This window comes from Nostoc sp., from assembly GCF_041747015.1.
Lineage (GTDB): Bacteria > Cyanobacteriota > Cyanobacteriia > Cyanobacteriales > Nostocaceae > Nostoc.
Genome location: NZ_JBGTFY010000229.1, coordinates 1 through 15,216, shown reverse-complemented (window position 1 = coordinate 15,216; position 15,216 = coordinate 1). Strand labels below are relative to the sequence as shown.

General features: G+C 40.6%; 16 protein-coding genes and 1 CRISPR repeat array. Of the genes, 14 read left to right on the top strand and 2 right to left on the bottom strand.

Annotated features, from left to right (window positions below):
* Nucleotides 1–20: 20 nt before the first annotated feature.
* The gene (locus ACEW80_RS18355; RefSeq protein WP_373527968.1) at nucleotides 21–638 is read right to left on the bottom strand and encodes a cation transporter; all 618 of its coding nucleotides are present in this window, start codon (nucleotides 636–638) and stop codon (nucleotides 21–23) included.
* Nucleotides 639–714: 76 nt separating this feature from the next.
* Complete coding sequence (locus ACEW80_RS18350; protein WP_373527967.1) at nucleotides 715–1,080, bottom strand: ArsR/SmtB family transcription factor; 366 nt, start codon at nucleotides 1,078–1,080, stop codon at nucleotides 715–717.
* Between the two features lie 179 nt (nucleotides 1,081–1,259).
* Between ACEW80_RS18350 and ACEW80_RS18345 the strand changes: the two genes are divergently transcribed.
* The 14 genes from ACEW80_RS18345 to ACEW80_RS18280 all read left to right on the top strand — a co-directional run bounded on the left by ACEW80_RS18345 (nucleotide 1,260) and on the right by ACEW80_RS18280 (nucleotide 15,093).
* Entirely contained in the window at nucleotides 1,260–1,817 is a 558-nt protein-coding gene (locus ACEW80_RS18345) for an RDD family protein (RefSeq protein ID WP_373527966.1), read from the top strand.
* A gap of 43 nt (nucleotides 1,818–1,860) precedes the next feature.
* Nucleotides 1,861–2,055 carry a 50S ribosomal protein L33 gene (gene rpmG, locus ACEW80_RS18340; protein WP_335215440.1) on the top strand — a complete coding sequence of 65 codons (195 nt, stop codon included), beginning with the start codon at nucleotides 1,861–1,863 and terminating at the stop codon, nucleotides 2,053–2,055.
* Nucleotides 2,056–2,057: 2 nt separating this feature from the next.
* Nucleotides 2,058–2,273: a 30S ribosomal protein S18 gene (gene rpsR / locus ACEW80_RS18335; protein ID WP_094333177.1), complete on the top strand. Its 216-nt coding sequence runs from the start codon at nucleotides 2,058–2,060 to the stop codon at nucleotides 2,271–2,273.
* Between the two features lie 136 nt (nucleotides 2,274–2,409).
* On the top strand, nucleotides 2,410–4,470 hold the full coding sequence (locus ACEW80_RS18330) for a ribonuclease catalytic domain-containing protein (RefSeq protein ID WP_373527965.1): 2,061 nt from the start codon (nucleotides 2,410–2,412) through the stop codon (nucleotides 4,468–4,470).
* A 56-nt stretch (nucleotides 4,471–4,526) separates the two neighbouring features.
* The gene (locus ACEW80_RS18325; protein ID WP_373527964.1) at nucleotides 4,527–4,811 is read left to right on the top strand and encodes a type II toxin-antitoxin system ParD family antitoxin; all 285 of its coding nucleotides are present in this window, start codon (nucleotides 4,527–4,529) and stop codon (nucleotides 4,809–4,811) included.
* The gene (locus ACEW80_RS18320) at nucleotides 4,811–5,116 is read left to right on the top strand and encodes a type II toxin-antitoxin system RelE/ParE family toxin (RefSeq protein WP_373527963.1); all 306 of its coding nucleotides are present in this window, start codon (nucleotides 4,811–4,813) and stop codon (nucleotides 5,114–5,116) included. Before ACEW80_RS18325 ends, ACEW80_RS18320 begins: the two co-directional genes overlap by 1 nt.
* A gap of 39 nt (nucleotides 5,117–5,155) precedes the next feature.
* The gene (locus ACEW80_RS18315; protein ID WP_373527962.1) at nucleotides 5,156–5,998 is read left to right on the top strand and encodes a 2-isopropylmalate synthase; all 843 of its coding nucleotides are present in this window, start codon (nucleotides 5,156–5,158) and stop codon (nucleotides 5,996–5,998) included.
* A gap of 87 nt (nucleotides 5,999–6,085) precedes the next feature.
* On the top strand, nucleotides 6,086–7,174 hold the full coding sequence (locus ACEW80_RS18310) for a hypothetical protein (RefSeq protein ID WP_373527961.1): 1,089 nt from the start codon (nucleotides 6,086–6,088) through the stop codon (nucleotides 7,172–7,174).
* Between the two features lie 369 nt (nucleotides 7,175–7,543).
* Nucleotides 7,544–8,464: a CRISPR direct-repeat array (repeat unit 36 nt; unit sequence CTGCCCAAACCTTTGATGCCAATAGGCGTTGAGCAC).
* A gap of 219 nt (nucleotides 8,465–8,683) precedes the next feature.
* The gene (gene cas6 / locus ACEW80_RS18305) at nucleotides 8,684–9,349 is read left to right on the top strand and encodes a type I-MYXAN CRISPR-associated protein Cas6/Cmx6 (RefSeq protein WP_373527960.1); all 666 of its coding nucleotides are present in this window, start codon (nucleotides 8,684–8,686) and stop codon (nucleotides 9,347–9,349) included.
* On the top strand, nucleotides 9,342–11,762 hold the full coding sequence (cas3, locus tag ACEW80_RS18300) for a CRISPR-associated helicase Cas3' (protein WP_373527959.1): 2,421 nt from the start codon (nucleotides 9,342–9,344) through the stop codon (nucleotides 11,760–11,762). The genes cas6 and cas3 overlap by 8 nt, the downstream gene beginning before the upstream one ends.
* Nucleotides 11,759–13,288, top strand: coding sequence for a type I-MYXAN CRISPR-associated Cas8a1/Cmx1 (cas8a1, locus tag ACEW80_RS18295; protein WP_373527958.1), 1,530 nt, complete (start codon nucleotides 11,759–11,761; stop codon nucleotides 13,286–13,288). The genes cas3 and cas8a1 overlap by 4 nt, the downstream gene beginning before the upstream one ends.
* A gap of 89 nt (nucleotides 13,289–13,377) precedes the next feature.
* The gene (gene cas7i, locus ACEW80_RS18290; RefSeq protein ID WP_373527957.1) at nucleotides 13,378–14,298 is read left to right on the top strand and encodes a type I-B CRISPR-associated protein Cas7/Cst2/DevR; all 921 of its coding nucleotides are present in this window, start codon (nucleotides 13,378–13,380) and stop codon (nucleotides 14,296–14,298) included.
* Nucleotides 14,295–14,972, top strand: coding sequence for a type I-MYXAN CRISPR-associated protein Cas5/Cmx5/DevS (gene cas5 / locus ACEW80_RS18285; protein ID WP_373527956.1), 678 nt, complete (start codon nucleotides 14,295–14,297; stop codon nucleotides 14,970–14,972). The genes cas7i and cas5 overlap by 4 nt, the downstream gene beginning before the upstream one ends.
* Before the next feature lie 13 nt (nucleotides 14,973–14,985).
* Nucleotides 14,986–15,093 carry a hypothetical protein gene (locus ACEW80_RS18280; protein ID WP_373527955.1) on the top strand — a complete coding sequence of 36 codons (108 nt, stop codon included), beginning with the start codon at nucleotides 14,986–14,988 and terminating at the stop codon, nucleotides 15,091–15,093.
* The last annotated feature ends 123 nt before the right edge of the window (nucleotides 15,094–15,216 follow it).

Sequence of the window (15,216 nt, the reverse complement as noted above, 5' to 3'; positions counted from 1 at the left end):
TAGAAATCATTCTCATTGACTTAAGCTCTTTCTAATTCTCTCCAAGACTTAGAGAGGACTGATCCTGCTGACTTCGCAAAAATAAACGTGAGCATAAGTCCCGCTAACAAATCCGGCAAAGATGATTTTGTTAGAAACACTAATCCAGCCGCCACAAGTACAGATGTGTTGGCGATAATATCGTTACGAGAACAAAGCCACACAGAAGACATATTGATGTTATCGTCTTTATGCCTTGTCAAAAGATAAAGACAGAACAAGTTGCTACAAAGGGCAAGAAATCCAACTGTACTCATGATTTGCAGGTCAGGAGTTGTGTTAAAAAACACCTGATGTGTAGCCCTAGCAAAGACCACTACAGCACACAAAAACATAATAGCTCCTTTGAGCATGGCGGATTTTGCCTGTGATTTTGCTCCCTTATTGATTACGTAAAGACTGCTTCCATAGGCGATCGCATCCCCTAGCATATCCAGAGAATCCCCCGTCAGAGAAAGGGATTTAGACTGAATACCAGACAGGAGTTCTACAACGAACATCACTGCGTTTACGCCCAGAACAATCCACAAAACCTTGCTCTGGCGCTTGGTCATTTTTTCAAGTTCAGATGATTTCTTTTGGCAGCAGTGGTCAGACATGATTTAGTTCCTTAGTTACTTGCCTATTCATTCCAACATTCAAAAGAATATCATAATGATAAGATAAAAAAAGAGACTACTGAACAATCTTTTGCAACACAAGATCCAAAATCTCACCTACGAATTGATCTCGCAGCGAGTAATAAACGAGTTTCCCATCATTTCTATACTTGAGTACCTTCAGATCACGGAGCTTCCGTAAATGGTGTGATGCCACAGATACCTGCACACCAAGAACCTCCGCAAGATCACAGACACACAATTCCTGGCGATCCTTTAAGGCATGGAGTATCTTTAGCCGAGATTTGTCAGCAAGAGCAGTAAAGAGTGTTTTAGCTTCTTCAAAGGTGTCGTCCATCGGCATTGCGTCACGGACGTGAACTACTAACTCGTCATTGAAACAGCGCACTTGACAAATGTCATCCGGTTTCACTTTCGGCACAAGAACTTCCTACAAATCATCTAAAAGCCAGTCTAGCAGTGATTTAGGGTGGTTACTGTATACTTCAATCGCGATCAAAGTTATGTTGAAAGTGCAGCAAGTGCCCAAGTCACCACCTTAATATTAAAAACAGGAACAATAATTATTTCCCAACTCCTAAATAAAAATACCTATTTTGTATGACAATCGAACGAGTTCCCCAAAAACACTATCCCAAAGCTGAAATTGGGCGGCGAGGTATGGCATTGGGGCTTGATTTCCTTGGTGTATGGTTAGTCAGTTCCTTACTCGGAGGCGGCGATATCGGGATTCAATTTGTGCAAATCCTAGTTTTTGTGATATTTTGGCTGGTTTTGCGGGTACTGGTGGTATACAACAATCAAGGGCAAAGTTTAGGGCGTTGGGCGTTCGATTTAAAGGTGTTGGAGGTCGAAGATGGGGAAGTAATGGGCAGAATTCCAGATTTGCTCTCACTGGTGAAGCGAGAGGCGATCGTCGGCTTGGGTGCGCTTTTAGTATCAATTGCCCTGAGCAATATTAGAGCCAATCCCACTGCTATACTGCTAGTACTTCCTCTAGCAATTGATTGTGCGACTGCCTTCTCTGATACCCAGATGCGGCAGGCTTTACACGATCGCTATTGTGGAACTTTCATTGTTTCGTCGCGTCGTGGCTACTCGCTGGATATAAAAGTCAAAAGATTAGTTGAAAATATACGGCGGAATGTGAGAAGATAGTCGTTTGTGTTAATTCTCTTCAGGCTTCACTGTTTGCAAGATTATGGCTAAGAGTAAAGGTGCCCGCATAATTGTGACACTAGAGTGTACCGAGTGTCGGACAAATTCAAACAAGCGATCTCCTGGTGTTTCACGTTATACCAGTACTAAGAATCGCCGCAACACCACTAATCGATTAGAACTGAAAAAGTTCTGCACCCACTGCAATAAACATACCGTTCACAAGGAAATTAAGTAGAGATGAGTTATTTCCGTCGTCGCCTTTCTCCAATTAAGCCAGGAGATCCAATCGATTATAAAGATGTTGATTTGTTGCGTAAGTTTGTTACCGAGCGGGGCAAGATACTGCCACGTCGGATTACTGGGCTTACGTCTCAGCAACAGCGAGAGTTGACATTAGCAATTAAACGTTCGCGGATTGTGGCTTTGTTGCCATTTATCAATGCAGAAGGCTAAGAGAAGTGATGAGTTATGAGTGATGAGTGATGAGCGATGCCCTGAGCCTGCCGAAGGGTTAAAAATCAAAACTCCTAACTCCTAACTTCAAACTTCAAACTATTTAAACTGTTCACCAAATTAAAGTGCGAGAGTTGTGGAGAAGGGGACGCTAGTTGAATTTAGGGTTCAAGGCGATCGCCGTCTGGGCATCGTAGAACGTCCAGATGGTAAAACCCGCTGGTTTGTGGTAGACGAACGTGGTCAATCCCACAGCCTCGCGCCTAAACAAATAAGCTATACAGTTACCGGACAGACTTACAAAACCTCTGAGATTGCTACCTTTTTAGAGCAGGTTAAGCCTTATTTAGATCCATCTAGCTTGGAAGTAGCTTGGGAATTGCTGATTGAAGATGGGGAAACAGTCACCCCAGACCAAATGGCGAATCTGCTATTTTCGGAATTAGCCGCGCCTTATTGTTACGCCGCCTATTGCTTGTTATCAGACGACAAACTTTATTTCAAGCAAAAAGGAGACGCTTACGAGCCGCGGACTGCTGCTCAAGTTGCAGAACGCCAGCACCAGATGGAAGTAGAGGCACAAAAAGCCAAGGGACAGCAGGAATTTTTAACTCGTCTAGAGCAGGCGCTCAAAGGTGAAGCAGTAGAGTGGGGACGCCACGATCGCCAGCGCATAGAAGGACTAGAAAAATACGCAGCGCTGCTTGCTGATACCGTGCGGACGGGGGTCAATCATGACTCTTTGGCTCGCGCTTATCCTCCCCCAGCTCCAGTTTTAGAAACTATGACCATGCTGGGACGACCCACAACACCCCAAGGAGCCTTTCAACTGTTGGTGGATTTGGGTTGCTGGAGTCCTTATGAAAACTTGTTCCTGCGTCGTTCTTCAATTCCGATTCAGTTTCCTAATAAGGTATTAGAAGTGGCGCAACAGCGTTTGGATTTCCCGCCGATTGACTCAGATACAAACCGCTTGGATCTGACTCACTTGAAGGTGTACACCATTGATGATGAAACTACTACAGAGATCGATGATGGTCTGAGTTGGGAAGTACTCGCCGATGGCCGGGAACGCCTATGGGTGCATATCGCCGATCCCACTAGATGGTTAGTCCCGGAAGATGATTTAGATTTGGAAGCTAGAAAGCGGGGTAGTACAGTCTATCTACCTACGGGGATGATTCCCATGTTCCCAGAGGTATTGGCAACTGGGCCAATGAGTCTGATCCAGGGACAAGTTTGTTGCGCCCTCAGTTTCGGGATTGTTTTAGATACAACTGGGGCAGTAGAAGATTACAGCATTCATACCAGCTTAATTAAGCCGACTTATCGCCTCACCTACGAAGATGTGGATGAAATGCTGCAATTAAGGGTACAAGCAGAACCGGAAATTGAAGCGATCGCTACTTGGGCACGGCGGCGCAAAACTTGGCGTTATGCCCAAGGAGCAATTAGCATCACTATGCCCGAAGCGATGATCAAAGTCAAAGGTGATGAGATCAACATTGACATTTTGGACGATTCCCCATCCCGGCAAGTGGTAGCGGAAATGATGATTCTTGCCGGTGAAGTTGCGGCTCGTTATGGTAAAGCTCACAACATACCTTTGCCTTTTCGTGGTCAACCGCAACCAGAATTACCTCCAGATGAGGAATTGCTCCTACTTCCGGCTGGATTTGTTCGTGCTTGCGCTATGCGTCGTTGTATGCCCAAGAGTGAAATGAGCATTACGCCTTTGCGTCATGCTGGTTTGGGTTTGGATACCTATACCCAAGCAACCTCTCCGATCCGCCGCTACAGTGACTTACTTACCCACTTTCAACTTAAAGCCCATTTGCGGGGTGAAGCTCTGCCATTTTCCGCAGAACAACTTAAAGAAGTGATGATAAATGTTACCAGCATCACCCAAGAGGTAACGATGGTGGAACGGCAAACTAATAGATATTATGCTTTAGAGTATTTACGCCGTCATCCAGAGGAAACTTGGGATGTGACAGTGTTGATGTGGCTGCGAGAAGACAGCAACTTGGCACTAATTTTGTTAGAAGATTTGGGCTTGCAGTTACCAATGGTTTTCAAGCGTTCTGTGAACTTGGGCGAACAGATATTGGTGAAAGTTAGCCACGCCGATCCTCAAAAAGATATGATTCAGTTTCAAGAAATAATTTATCAAGAAGCCCAAACAGCAGTGAATTAACCTTGCTCCAACCCCTTTCGGTTAGCATATAGAGTAAATGGAATCAGGTAATAGTTATGAATATATCTTTGACTCCAGAACTTGAGCAGCTGGTTAAGGATAAAGTTAATAGTGGTCGATATCACTCAGTTAGTGAGGTGATGGGTGAGGCATTGAGATTGCTAGATGAACGCGATCGCCTTCGAGAGCAGCGTCTAGCAGAATTAAAAGCTAAAATCCAAGTTGGTATCGAAGCTTTAGACCGAGGTGAAGTAGTCGATGGTGAAGAGGTATTTGCAGAAATTGAAGAAGATATCCGACGTGCTGAAGCTCAAATGCGACAAGCAGAGGCTACTAAATAATGAGTCGGTATGTTTTAACAATTCCAGCCAAGGAAGACCTCAAGGAGATTAATCGTTATGTTAACCGCTTTAATCCTGGTACGGCTCAAAGACTTAATGAAAAAATTAGACGGCAGTGTAAGCTGTTAGCTGATTTTCCTAATATGGGGCAAAGTTACGATAATTTTGCAAGTGGTTTAAGGAGTTTCCCGGTAGAAGATTACTTAATATTTTATCGTCCCATTGATGGCGGTGTGGCAATTGTGCGTGTTATCAGTGGTTATCGGGATTTAGAGACAGTTTTTTCAAGTGAGGATATTCTTTAAAGTTATATTTGATGTAAGCGATCGCTTTCTCTAGCTAATATGTCAATAAATAATAACAAAGTACTTATTTTTGATACTACCATGCGTGATGGAGAACTGATGCCTGGTATCAAAATGAATCTCCAACAAAAAATCACTATCTCCCAGTTGCTCGAAGAAATGGGAGTAGATATTATTGAAGTTGGTTATCCAGGAAGCTCTCAAAAAGATTTTGATGAAGTCTTTAATATTTCTAAAATAATTAAAAATTCTATCGTTTGTGGGCTAGCGAGTTCCAATTTAAATGAAATAAACACTCTTGCTGAAGCAATTAAACCAGCTATAAAAGGTAGAATTCACACTTATACTCTAGTAAATATTAAAAATCAATCAAAAGTAAACAAAGCAGAAGTATTAGCAACAATTAAAGAAAGCGTTTCTCTGGCACGCAATTACTGTGATGATGTAGAATGGAGTGCTTTTGATGCTCCCAGAAGTGAGCCAGATTTTTTGTGTAAATCTATTGAAACTGCAATCAAGAGTGGTGCTAATACTATTAGTATTCCTGATAGCTTAGGTTTGGCATTACCAGAAGATTTTTCGCAACTTCTGCAAATGATTTTTAATCGAGTCCCAAATATTGATCAAGCTGTTGTTTCAGTACACTGTCATGATGATTTAGGCATGGCGGTAGATAATTCACTCATTGCTTTAAGTTGTGGCGTGAGGCAAATTGAATGTGCAATTAATGGTTTGGGTGCGAGAAAAGGTAATGCAGATTTTAGTAAAGTTGTGACTGAGATTTTAAAACAGGGAAATTATCAAATTGAGATTGACACTTTGTTAATGAGTAAAGCAGCAGAGCTAATTTTTCAAATAACTGGGATTGGAAAAGTAAAATAGCTAATATAAATACACATAAATAAACATAAATATAATTTTGAAGAATAATTAGAAAAAAGAGATAGCATATTATTTTTCATAAATAGTATGGAAGGCAAAGACTTTTATCGTGCTGATCCTATAGCCAGTTGGTTAATTGAGAAATGCCATTTGACACCTGTAACTTTAGGAATGCTTTCAATCTTCATTACATCGGGTTTTTATTTAATTGCTGCTACGGTAACTAAGACGTTGATTTTGCATGAAGAACACTTAGGATTGCTACAAGATTGGTTTGCCTGGGTGTGGATCTGCTTGCTCAATCCAATTATCTTTGGCTACTACTTGTGGTCATTTAAGGCAATATATCGGCTAATTGAGTACCTTGAAAAATCAGATAGTGTTGATACTACCGAAGCAGAAATTAACTCGGTATTATTGCCCTACCAAAAGTCGTGGCGGCAATTTTTGGCGTTAGGAGCAGCGATCGCTTTTGGAATATGGTATTTTTCTCTACAGCAAGATGTTTACAACTGGACAGGATCTGATGGATCAATTCCTGCTCTGACGGGGGCAATTAACGCTGTTGCAATATTTTACGCAGGAAGTATATTAGTTTTGAACCTAACAACTAATGTTTGGTTACTGCATGAACTTTTAGGTAAGGATAATAAGCGACTTAATATCAATCCACTCCATCCTGATCGCTGTGGTGGGTTGAGTCCGTTGAGTCAATATTCTCTAAATACAGCTTACCTAGCGGCTATAATTGGTACGATGATAACACTAAGTAAGTATCAATTTATTAGTCAAGGAATAGCGCAGGAGTACTGGTATTTTAATTTAACGATTCTGCTTTATATTCCCATATCGTTAATATGCTTTTTTGGCCCTCTCCTTACCGCTCGTAGAGGTATGAGAAAAGCTAAAGAAGAATTACTAAGCGAGATTGCGAGGCAGTTTCAAGAAGATTATAAACGTATTCACACAAGCTTGAAGAGCGATGGAGAAATTTTGAAGAAAGAAGCTGTTAAACTTCAAGAGTTGCGTTCTCTCTATACGTTGACTAATGAATTTCCTGTATGGCCTTTTGATGTTACAACCTTGCGTCAATACTTGCTTTCTGTAGTTACACCACTTCTTCCCCTGCTACTCAAGTTTGGAGAGTACTATTTTAAGCGCATGGTCGTAAAGTAATTTAAACTCACATTAGGAAGTCCCGATAGTTTGGGCGATTGGCTGCGGTATTGATTGAGAGAGCGATCGCACTTGTGAACAAGTTGATATGTAGATTTTTACATGGATCTCCGACTGTGAAGCCTACGATAGAGAAACATAAGCAGAAAACCCTTGCTGGACTGGCTTTTCAAAGTTTTTAGGCTATCTGTAGGTGCTTGTATTTTCTTTTAATGGCTTGGAAGTTACACAGCACAAGGGTTTCAAATTTCTCTGCTATTGTTAAAGATAAGATTTGGGTAAATATTTGCTCAATGTGTTCCTTTATTTAACGAGGTGCTTGTAATATTGAATCTCAGAGGAGTTCTGATATAGGTTTTAGCGATCGCACTGCCCAAACCTTTGATGCCAATAGGCGTTGAGCACTACAGTTTCAGAAAGGCTAAATTTCTGTTATTTTCTGCCCAAACCTTTGATGCCAATAGGCGTTGAGCACTAGATATGCGACTCGCTCCAATCAACATCACCCCACTGCCCAAACCTTTGATGCCAATAGGCGTTGAGCACAAACTCAAACAGTTGTTGGGCAGCTCACTCTCGCAACTGCCCAAACCTTTGATGCCAATAGGCGTTGAGCACAAAGATTGGCGTTTCTGTGGTGCTGTTGGGTTCTACTGCCCAAACCTTTGATGCCAATAGGCGTTGAGCACATGCTGATGATGGTAAAGGTTGGGAGAAAAAAGTCTGCCCAAACCTTTGATGCCAATAGGCGTTGAGCACACCTTCACCTCCAACACTCCTGTCACTGGACAAACCTGCCCAAACCTTTGATGCCAATAGGCGTTGAGCACTGAATGATAAAATCAGAAGCGGCGACAATAATTTCTGCCCAAACCTTTGATGCCAATAGGCGTTGAGCACAATGCTTTGCTGAATTACTTTGATGAAGAACCCACCTGCCCAAACCTTTGATGCCAGTAGGCGTTGAGCACAGCCGCAATGGTGTGCCGCTCAGAACAATTCAAGAACTGCCCAAACCTTTGATGCCAGTAGGCGTTGAGCACGTATTGGGACAGTAAAAAATCCTTTTGGTTTCGTGACTGCCCAAACCTTTGATGCCAGTAGGCGTTGAGCACACGATTGAGGAGATCAGTTTTATTTTAGGTATGGGTACTGCCCAAACCTTTGATGCCAATAGGCGTTGAGCACTTTCACGATTTAAAGGTTTGATACTTTTGAGTGCTGTAGAGCAGCTGGGACTAACATAACCCTGCTTGCTTTAAACCTATGATGCCGTCAGGCGTTGAGCATATTAGTAAATAACTTGACATCATCCTAAATTTCTGTTAGTCATGATTTATTCTGATGTTTCAAGATATAAAGGTATATTCCTTCAGTTTTTCGTTGAAACACAGTTTAATACTGGCTCTAAGCCCTATGTGCTGCTAGTTCTCAATCGCTACCTCAGATGCCGTAAGGTTTTGAACATTTTAAATATTTAAAATTTTGTCATTTCGGGGGATTCCTAAAGTGATTGCATCTGTAGGTTTTTCTGCATATCAAAATGCAGGTAATCAACTTGAGCCATTTGTTGAGCTTTGCTTTCCAGTCCGAGGGAAATGTTTGCCTGCGGATCATAACTATGCTCTTTTTGCAGCGTGTGTTCATATAATTCCAGAGATACGTCAGCAAACAGCAATCAGTATTCTGACAATTCCTGGTTTTGCTGATAAACAAGGCAAAATTCTTCTGACAGAACAATCTTGCTTGCGAATTCGCGTACCGATTCCTCAAATTTCGTTGATTTATAAATTGGCAGGAAAGAGTATTCGATTAGGAATACATGAGATTCAAATTGGTATCCCAGAAATATTTACGCTTAAACCAGCAAAGACGCTTAGATCAAGAATTGTTGTTATCAAGGGATATAGCGAACCAGAGCCTTTTTTAAATGCAGTCAAGCGTCAGCTTGATGATTTAGAAATCTCAGGGCAAATTTCTATTCCGATAAATAAAAAAGGTGAACTTAGTCGCAAAACGCTGAAAGTCAAACGATATACCATTGTTGGTTTTACAACTGAGATTTCCGAATTAAGTGATGATGATTCTTTAAAGTTACAGCAGTGGGGAATTGGTGGCAAAAGACACCTTGGCTGTGGATATTTTCTGCCTTTTAAGGGAGGTAGGAATGTTTAAGGTATTATTGGCGAAATCCTTATCAGCAGAAGAGCAAAAAGATGATAGAGCGCGAGGTTCTGCAAAATATACAGGACATATCAGCTTTGTGATGCAAGCTGCTGATGTTTTGGTGGATAAATTGGGTAAGTCCATTCTCCAGCAATTAGGAATAAAACATATTGATTTAAATTACTTTGCAACAACAGTTAGATTAGGTGCATATTTGCACGATTGGGGTAAAGCAAATCAACATTTTCAGGAGATGGTTTACCTAAAAACTCTTGACTCTAAATCATCAGATCCGAAACTTCTTAAGTATCGCCAAGAGTTGTTGAAGTCATCAAAAAAGCATTCAGACAGACAAATGCTGCGTCATGAAGTCATTAGCGGCATTTTGGCGTGGCAAGTACCTAGCTTTAGAGAATGGTTGGAACAATGCCAGAATGCAAACTTGATGATTGCTGTTTGGGCAGCAATGGGGCATCATCTCAAAATCGGGCTAAATCAAAATAATCAAGCTGCGGAATTTATAGCCGAAATTCCTTCAGGCATTGGAGATGAATTAAAAATTTATACCCATCATTCAGATTTTAAAACAGTCTTGAAAATGGGTCATCAAGCTTTAGGATTACCTGAAAACTTACCAGAACTCCCTCCAGAGATTTGGTCAAAGTCGCAGTTACAAAAAGCTTTAATAAATCTACGCAACGAATTTATTCAGTTTGAATCGCAACTAGACTGGGAGCAGCAAAAATTCATTGCTGCGGTGAAAGCAACAGTAATTGCAGCAGATTTGGCTGGTTCTGCGTTACCTCTAGCTGAAGAAAACTTTAAGGTATGGATTGAAGAAGTATTATCATTACAACTCTCAAAAGAAGATATTGCAAAATTAGTCAATCAACGTCTAAAAGGTCAAAAACTACGTCCATTTCAAGAGTTAATTGCCAAATCAGATCGTCGAATAACGCTCGTCAAAGCAGGTTGTGGAACAGGTAAAACCATTGGTGCGTATGCCTGGGGAGAAAAATGGGCAGTAGGACGTAAATTATTTTTCTCCTATCCAACTACAGGTACAGCTTCCCAAGGATATATTGACTACGCACATGGTACAGAAATCGAAGCTGATTTAATGCACTCTCGTTCTGATTTAGATAGAGAATTACTATTCTCTGGTGACTCGGATAATTCAGAGAGTATCAATATTCGATTAATGGCTTTTCAGGCATGGCGGAAGAAACTGATTGTTTGTACAGTTGATTCTGTGTTAGGTTTAATTCAAAACAATCGCAAACCACTTTACTCTTGGGCTGCGATCGCACAATCCGCTTTTGTTTTTGATGAAGTTCATGCCTACGATGCACGTCTTTTCGGGGCGCTGTTGAAATTTATCAGGGCATTTCGCGGTGCGCCCATTCTCTTGATGAGTGCTAGCTTTACTCCCGAACAATTACAAGCTATTCGTCAAGTTGTTGTAGAACAAGGTGAAGAACTAGATGAACCCATCGAAGGGCCAAAGGAACTAGAAGAACTTAAGCGTTACGACATTAAATATATTTCTGAAGTCACTGACTTTGATGAACTCAAGGAAATTTGGCAACCTGCAATACAAGCTCTCAGAAATAACCAGAAAGTGTTATGGGTGACTAATTCTGTAAAAACCTGCATCGAAATTTATCGCACAGCAAAAATTAAGCTTGCTGAACATTTACCAAAATTAGATATTAAACCATTAATTTATCACAGTCGCTATCGTTACAAAGATAGGCTCGACAAGCATAAAGCTGTAATTGAAGCCTTTGGGAAAGATGAACCAGCCTTTGCTGTCACTACGCAAGTTTGTGAAATGTCCCTAGATTTAAGTGCTGATTTACTGATATCTGCAATGGCTCCCGCAGCATCTTTAATTCAACGTTTGGGAAGATTGAACCGCAGGATGACTAGACAGGAAGAAGAAGCAAGACTGGCAATTATTTATCCTTGGGATAATAAGCGACCCTATGATTCGGCAGAACTTGCGACAGGAGAGCAACTAATTCAAGAATTTTCCTGCAAAAAAGGTATTTCTCAACTAGATTTAGCTGAAGTTGCTGCCCGTCTTCACTCAGAGAAAGTCGAGCAAGTTAAATCAAGTTGGTTGGAAGATAACTGGTGTAATCGCCCAGATTTTTTACGTGAAGGAGGATACACAATTACTGTGTTATTGGGTGAAGATGAGACAGTAATTTGGGATATTGCCGAACAGCGCAGACAAGAATTACTCAAACAAGGTAAGAATGAATCCCGAATGAAATTGTTCAAACAGGAAGCACAAGCTTGGTCAGTACCTATCCGAATTGAACCAGACTATCGGGAATGGCAACGTCGGGGATTCTATCCCATCACTCCAATTAACAGAATTCGCTACAGCGAAGACGTAGGAGCAGAGCAGTGAAATTAGAATTTGATTTAGGCAATCCTAGTTTTACTTTGTTGCATTGTGCTGGGTTAGCTGGGTTATGGATGACTTTAAAGCAGTTAGAAATAGAAAAAGTGGCTCGTCCAAAGGGATTAAATTGGGAGCGTTCCAAACGAAAAGTCATCTTAAATTGGCAAGGTAGTGATAAAACAGTTTTGGAATGGCTATTAAAAGAATCATTTCAAATAAATGATGGACTAATTGCCCTTCGCGGTTTAGATTCGCAAACTATGCGTAAGGATGCTCAGGTGATTGTACACCAGGGAATTTTGGGTACTTTTCTACAACATAACAGCACTCATAAATCGGCTGGAACACAAACCGAGTCTCTATCATTAGGTGAGGGTGAAAAAGAGATTCAAATTACATATAAAGCCTTACAAAGCTATGCTTATCAAGATTTTGCCAGTAACCTTTGTGATAAAAATGAACAATTGCTGATAAAACCCATTAGTGTTGCTGGGTGGTTAAATCCCGGTGCAGTAGTACGTCATGTTGCCTTCAGTTCTGATACTTCTTTTGAAGAACTTCCAGAAAATGCATTCCTTCTATTATTTGCTCCCGTTGCTTGTTATTACTATATTCTCCGCTCCAAATTGCGAGATAAACGTGCTCAATACGCATTGGTAGTTCCAGAAATCACAGATTTAGAAAAATATGCTCAATATCGTCAAAATCAACACTTGAGATATGCCACTTACAAAGATTTTCATGCTTCAGGTTTGGGTGATGCCGGACTAAAATTTTTGACTTTAGAAGCAACAATAAATATTACTAAAGACTTTGGTGTACCGCGCTGTCAAGTTTTAACTTTGGGAACCGTTGCATGGTCAACTCAACAAAAAACTCGGACAGATATGTATGTGGTAGAAGCCAGTGACGAGGTTTGTCATAACTATCAGGTTTGTGATAGTCACTTGCAACATAAGCCAATGGAAGGTAAAGAAGGTGGATTTTTAATAACTAGCTTTGCTAGGGAATTAATTGCTGAAAATTTGGCAAGAAATCAACCTTGGTATTCTGGTATTTCAGAAAAAGTAAACAGTAACGAACTGTTCAAAAAGTTATCTTATGAAAGGGAAGGACTATATCAAGTGATTCAGAAAGTTCAATCAGATGAACGCGAAAAACTATTTGTTAAAGCTTGTCATGAGGCAATAAATTATACCTATGGTCAAGTTGCCGATAAAACTAAGCTTGGTGAGATTCCTAATTTTGAACGTGTCACTGTAAAAATCAGAACCGGATTAAGCAGATGTAAAAATTCGGATACATTTCGAGAATTTATTACTGATTTTTGGTCACGAGCAGGAAGAATTCCTACTTTACAGCAACATTGGGAAGAGTTAATGGATTTTGTGATGGTTGATAAGAACTGGAAAAAATCGAGAGATTTAGCTTTGCTGGCATTAGCCAGTTATAAAGGCAAAGGTATTTCTCATGAAGATAATGCTGATGAAGGTAGTTTGAATGAAGAAAATGTGATTGATATTGGCCTTTAACAGTTCGGCTCCGCTCACTGTTAAAACTTCGGCTCCGCTCAGTTTTAACAGTTTTGGGAATGTTTATAATTTTTAAGGAGATTTTAAAAATGTCATTTCATTTATTTGGAAATGTGTTAACAGGGTATGGTACTGCCGCTAATAATCGTGGAGAAAATGAAGGTAATATAACTACTCTACAAAAAATTCTTTGGAAAGGAGAAGTTCATACTACAGTTTCGGCTGAGGCAATTCGTTGGGCATTACGCTACTACTGGCAAACTGCTGGTAACGATTATCAAGTTAATCGTCGTTGGAATGATGATACAAACGATAATATTTGGCAAAATGAAAATTTTGATGACACGATTTTTATTGATGATGACGTGTTAGGTTTTATGCGTGCAGAGGGTGCAAAAGTTGAAGCTTCAGATGAACCTAAACAAAAAGGAAAAAAAGCACCTAAAGGTACAACAACAGCTAAACGAGGAGTTTTAGAAGTAACTCGTGCTGTTTCTACAACACCTTTTAGTGGTGATTTAACCTTCAATGCTGCAAGCGGTAAAAAGGGAAGGACTTCGCTTTATGGAACTGAAGTTCATGCAACTTGCTATCAATATGGATTCGCCTTAACCCCAGAACGCTTGAAAGATAAATCTCGTGTCATAGCAGTTCTCGATGGTTTAAGTTCTCTAGGAGAAGTAGCAGGTAATCACTCTCGTTTTCTTTACGACTTTTCTCCCGAAAGTTTGATTTTACGATGGACGCATGATTTTTCGCCCCGAATTCTTTACTGCTTTGAAGAAAAAGAGAGAGAAATATCAATTGAGGAATTGCTTAGAAAAGTCAAAAATCAAGATATTGAACCACGGGAGTTGTGGATAGCAGGAGCAATTACAGAATCTAAAGAAGTGGAAGAATTAGAAGAATTGGGAGTAAATATTTTCCCAGGGATTAAATTAGCTGTGCAAAGTATGAAACAAGTAATCACCAGAGATTTGCAGTTACCTCAACTGGAGTTGATTCGATGACAAAAACAACTGAGAAAATGTTAGCTTTGGAAGTAGAAGTTCCCATAGCTAGCTTTCGTCAATCTCGTGCAAGAGAGTACGCTGAAAGTTATCCAGTCCCTCCACCATCCACTATTTATGGTATGCTGCTTTCAATGGTGGGGGAGATGGATAGATACAAACATTGTGGAACTCGTTTAGCGATCGCTCTTCTCACTCAACCACAAAAATCAACTACCATCCGCACATTTCGCCGCTTTAAAAAGAAAGATATCCACGATCCCAGCAACGCTAGACCAGATTATCAGGAACTATTAACTGATGTTCGATTTATTGCTTGGGTTGATGCCGGAACAGATAATTCACAACTAACGCTACCAGAACGCCTAGAGATTGCATTTGCTAACCCTGCTGCTATCAATCGTTTTGGTGGTCTATGCTTGGGAGAAAGTCGAGATTTGGTCAATGCTGTTACTTTGTTACCAAAAAACCATCAAGTTAAATTGCTGCGGTGGCTGGTACGAGATGAAAATGGGTTCTTAACTTTACCCTATTGGGTAGATCATGTCGGTTCCAAAGGTACTGCTTGGCAGAGATATCTAATACTTGAACCTTCTGAATTATCTTATCCTCCTGAAACTGCTTGGACAGTAATTCAAGCAAGTCTCTACCCAAGCACTGCATTTTTGTGCTGACCAAGGTATAGGAGTGCATTTTATTTCGGGAGGTGGACGCTACCTTGGTAGTTTTGATACTCGCCAAGGTAGTATTCAACGCCGTATCCGCCAGTATACTGCTTTAACTAGGGCTTGCTGAATAAGTCTCCAGAGCGAATCTAGAAGCCACACAGCTTACAAAATAGTAGTTTCGTCGCTTAGTTTCCCAATTTGCCCGGCGCTCGCCGACGAAAGTGCAAGGTTTTTGAACCTCTGGATGCTA

Excerpts from the sequence above, each read along its gene's own strand:
- ACEW80_RS18310 (WP_373527961.1), top strand. The coding sequence starts at position 6,086 with ATGGAAGGCAAAGACTTTTATCGTGCTGATCCTATAGCCAGTTGGTTA.
- rpmG (WP_335215440.1), top strand. The coding sequence starts at position 1,861 with ATGGCTAAGAGTAAAGGTGCCCGCATAATTGTGACACTAGAGTGTACC.
- rpsR (WP_094333177.1), top strand. The coding sequence starts at position 2,058 with ATGAGTTATTTCCGTCGTCGCCTTTCTCCAATTAAGCCAGGAGATCCA.
- ACEW80_RS18355 (WP_373527968.1), bottom strand. The coding sequence starts at position 638 with ATGTCTGACCACTGCTGCCAAAAGAAATCATCTGAACTTGAAAAAATG.
- ACEW80_RS18315 (WP_373527962.1), top strand. The coding sequence starts at position 5,156 with ATGTCAATAAATAATAACAAAGTACTTATTTTTGATACTACCATGCGT.
- ACEW80_RS18320 (WP_373527963.1), top strand. The coding sequence starts at position 4,811 with ATGAGTCGGTATGTTTTAACAATTCCAGCCAAGGAAGACCTCAAGGAG.
- ACEW80_RS18325 (WP_373527964.1), top strand. The coding sequence starts at position 4,527 with ATGAATATATCTTTGACTCCAGAACTTGAGCAGCTGGTTAAGGATAAA.
- ACEW80_RS18345 (WP_373527966.1), top strand. The coding sequence starts at position 1,260 with ATGACAATCGAACGAGTTCCCCAAAAACACTATCCCAAAGCTGAAATT.
- cas3 (WP_373527959.1), top strand. The coding sequence starts at position 9,342 with ATGTTTAAGGTATTATTGGCGAAATCCTTATCAGCAGAAGAGCAAAAA.
- cas7i (WP_373527957.1), top strand. The coding sequence starts at position 13,378 with ATGTCATTTCATTTATTTGGAAATGTGTTAACAGGGTATGGTACTGCC.
- cas5 (WP_373527956.1), top strand. The coding sequence starts at position 14,295 with ATGACAAAAACAACTGAGAAAATGTTAGCTTTGGAAGTAGAAGTTCCC.